Source organism: Variovorax sp. 20P10.2.4 (assembly GCF_058244205.1).
This window is the reverse complement of the sequence record NZ_JBZAYE010000755.1, coordinates 1-3,200: the sequence shown is the minus strand read 5'-3', so window position 1 is coordinate 3,200 and position 3,200 is coordinate 1. Positions and strand designations below refer to the sequence as shown.

3 protein-coding genes are annotated in these 3,200 nt (G+C 71.3%); 2 read left to right on the top strand and 1 reads right to left on the bottom strand.

Annotated elements, in window-relative coordinates; genetic code table 11:
• Positions 1-321: hypothetical protein (locus AC27VN_RS36950; RefSeq protein WP_490879856.1), on the top strand; the 321-nt coding region annotated here is incomplete at its 5' end.
• Between the two features lie 75 nt (positions 322-396).
• Positions 397-2,520 carry a putative bifunctional diguanylate cyclase/phosphodiesterase gene (locus tag AC27VN_RS36945; protein WP_490879855.1) on the top strand — a complete coding sequence of 708 codons (2,124 nt, stop codon included), beginning with the start codon at positions 397-399 and terminating at the stop codon, positions 2,518-2,520.
• 19 nt (positions 2,521-2,539) lie between these two features.
• Here the strand turns inward: AC27VN_RS36945 and AC27VN_RS36940 are convergent.
• On the bottom strand, positions 2,540-3,200 hold a 661-nt coding region (locus AC27VN_RS36940), incomplete at its 5' end, for an MFS transporter (RefSeq protein WP_490879854.1).

The following is a 3,200-nucleotide window of genomic DNA, read 5'->3' as shown; positions in this document are numbered from 1 at the left end:
GCCGAGCCGGATGCGCCGCATGCGCTGCGCGCCACGCTGTGGGAATGCCTCGAACAAGGCGCCGAGGTGCTGTGCTTCGACAGCGGCGCGCTGAGTACCGCGGCGCGCAAGATCGCGCCCGACTTCCCGCTCGCCCTGCTCGATCCCGTCGAGGTGACCGTGCGCCTCGCGCAGGCGCTGGTCGCCGTGTCGCTGACACACAGCCGCACTGCCTCACCAGCGCCGCTGGTGCCGAAGCTGGCGGTGATCGAGGCGATGGCGAGGCAGGCCGTCTCCCAGGCGACACCCTGGACCCGGCCTTCCGCGCCCGCCCACGAATAGGAGTGCCCGGTTCCGGGGCACGGCCACTCACCCCCGCATCAACCCCCTGTTACATGCTCGCGAGATACTCGGGAGGTGAACGCCCCGTCCCTTTTTCTCCCGTCCCACCACGACCCGCTGATCGTCGCGGCCTCCCTGCTGATCGCCACCCTGGCTTCCTTCGTCGCGCTCGACCTGTCGCGGCGCATGCGCGGGCCCGGCGGGGATTTCCAGCCGCTGTGGTGGAGCGTTGGCTCGGTGGTGCTGGGCACGGGAATCTGGTCGATGCATTTCGTGGGCATGCTGGGCTTCACGCTGCCGATCGAGCTGGGCTTCTCGGGCTGGTACACCTTCCTGTCGTGGGTCGCGGCGGTCGCGGCCTCGGGCGTGGCGCTGTGGGTCGCGAGCCGGCCCAACTACAGCCTCGGGCGGCTGGGCGTGGCCTCGCTGGTCATGGGCGGCGGCATCTGCGGCATGCACTACATCGGCATGGCGGCGCTGCAGATGGCGCCCGGCATCCTGTGGCAGCCGGTGATCGTGGCGCTGTCCGCGCTGGTCGGCATCGGCGCCTCGGCGGTGGCACTGCTGATCATGCGCAACCTGGTCCGCGTGAGCGCCGCCCGGCGCCCGGCCGTGCAGCTGCTGGCCGCGCTGGTGATGGGCGTGGCGATCTGCGGCATGCACTACACGGGCATGGCCGCGGCCAATTTCGCGCCCGATTCGGTCTGCCTGAGCGCCGGCGAGCTGCATGGCACGGGGCTGACGGTCATCGTGGTGCTGGCGTCGTGCGTGCTGCTGCTGGGCACGCTGCTCGGCTCGATCCTCGAGGCGCGCATGCAGATGGTCACGCAGCGCCTGGCGCTGTCGCTCGAGGACGCCAACGCCGAACTCACCCACGCCAACCGCGAGCTGCAGCGCCATGCCTTCACCGACGCGCTGACCGGCCTGCCCAACCGCGTTCTGTTCGAGGACCGGCTGGAACACGCGCTGGCGCGCATGGCGCGCGTCAACCAGCCGCTGGTGAAGGAACGCGTGGCGATCCTCTTCGTCGACCTCGACGGCTTCAAGCCGATCAACGACTCCTTCGGCCACGCGGCCGGCGACGAGATCCTGCGCGCCGCGGCCAGGCGGCTCGGGGAGGTCGCGGGCGATGGCGACACGGTGGCGCGCATCGGCGGCGACGAGTTCCTGCTGCTGCTCGAAGGCGTGAGCGATGCGGCCGAGGCCGCCCAGGTGGCCAACCGCGCGCTGCGCAAGCTGGCCGAGCCCTTCTCGCTGCAGGACAAGCCGCTGCAGATCGCCTGCTCGATCGGCATCGTGGTCTACCCCGGCCAGGGCGAGCCCGACAAGCTCGTGGCCAATGCCGACGCCGCGATGTACATCGCCAAGCGCGCCGGCGGCGCGAACTACGTGATGTTCGAATCGCACATGGGCTCCGACGTGGCCGCGCAGCTGCGGCTGCAGAGCGACCTGCGCCGGGCCGTCGACCTGAACCAGTTCGAGCTGCACTACCAGCCGAAGATGGACGGACGCGACGGCTCGCTCAGCGGCGTGGAGGCGCTGGTGCGCTGGAACCACCCCGAGCTCGGCCTGATCGGGCCGGCGCAGTTCATCGGCCTGGCCGAGCGCTTCGGCATGATCGTGCGCCTGGGCGACTGGATCCTCGACGAGGCCTGCCGGCAGATCGCCCAGTGGCGCACGCAGGGCCTGTCGATGCCGGTGGCGGTGAACCTGTCGGTCATGCAGCTGCGCGAGGTGGATTTCGTCGAGCGCGTCGAGCGCGCGCTGGCCCGGCATGCGGTGCCGGCCTCGCTGCTGCTGTGCGAGATCACCGAGTCGGTGGCGATGGAGGACATCCGCGCCACGCACCGCACCTTCGAGGGCCTCGCGGCCGTGGGCGTGTTCCTGTCGATCGACGATTTCGGCACCGGCTACTCGAGCCTGAGCCAGCTGCGCCGGCTGCCGGCGCGCCAGGTCAAGATCGACCGCAGCTTCGTGCAGGACCTCGAATCCAAGGAGGATTCGCGCGCCGTGGTCGACGCCGTGATCCGGCTCGCGCATGCGCTGGGCCTGAGCGTGGTGGCCGAGGGGGTCGAGAACGAGATCCAGCGCGACATCCTTCTGACGATGGGCTGCGACGAGCTGCAGGGCTTCCTGTACTCGCGCGCGCTGCCGGCCTCGCAGCTGTTCGACTGGCTCGCGGTGCGCGCCGCGGCCTGAGCGCGGCGCGCCACCGCCTTCATCGGCCGCGCGGCAGCGGCTCGAGCCGCCACCAGCACAGCGCGCAGCCCAGCAGCAGCAGCACGGCAGCGATGCCCGTTGACAGCTGCATGCCGCGCAGGAAGGCCTGCGGCGCGGTGTGGCGCACCAGGTGGCCGAACACGGCGACCCCGAGCAGCCCGCCGACCTGGCGCGAGGCATTCAGCACGCCCGAGGCGATGCCCGCGCGCGAGGCCTCGACCGAGGACAGCGCGAGGTTGGTCATCGTCGGCACGCACAGCGCCGTGCCGCTCGCGGCCAGCAGCATCGGCAGCACCAGCCAGGCATAGGCGCCCTCGATGCGCACCGGCAGCAGCAGCGCATAGCCGCAGGCCGCCAGGCCCAGCCCCATCACCATCAGCCGCCGCGCGCCGATGCGCGTGACGAGCCGGCCCGCGAGCACGCTGGCGCCCATCAGCACCAGCGTCATCGGCAGGAAGGCCAGGCCGGTCTGCTGCGGCGACAGGTGCTGCTGGACCTGGAAGAACAGGCTGAAGACGAAGACCAGCCCGTAGTAGCCGAAGTTGACGACCACGCCGCACAGGGAGGCGATCGCGAAGGCGCGGATGCGCAGCAGGCCCAGCGGCAGCATCGGCGCGGCGCTGCGTGCCTCGATCCAGACGAAGGCCCCGCCCGCCGCG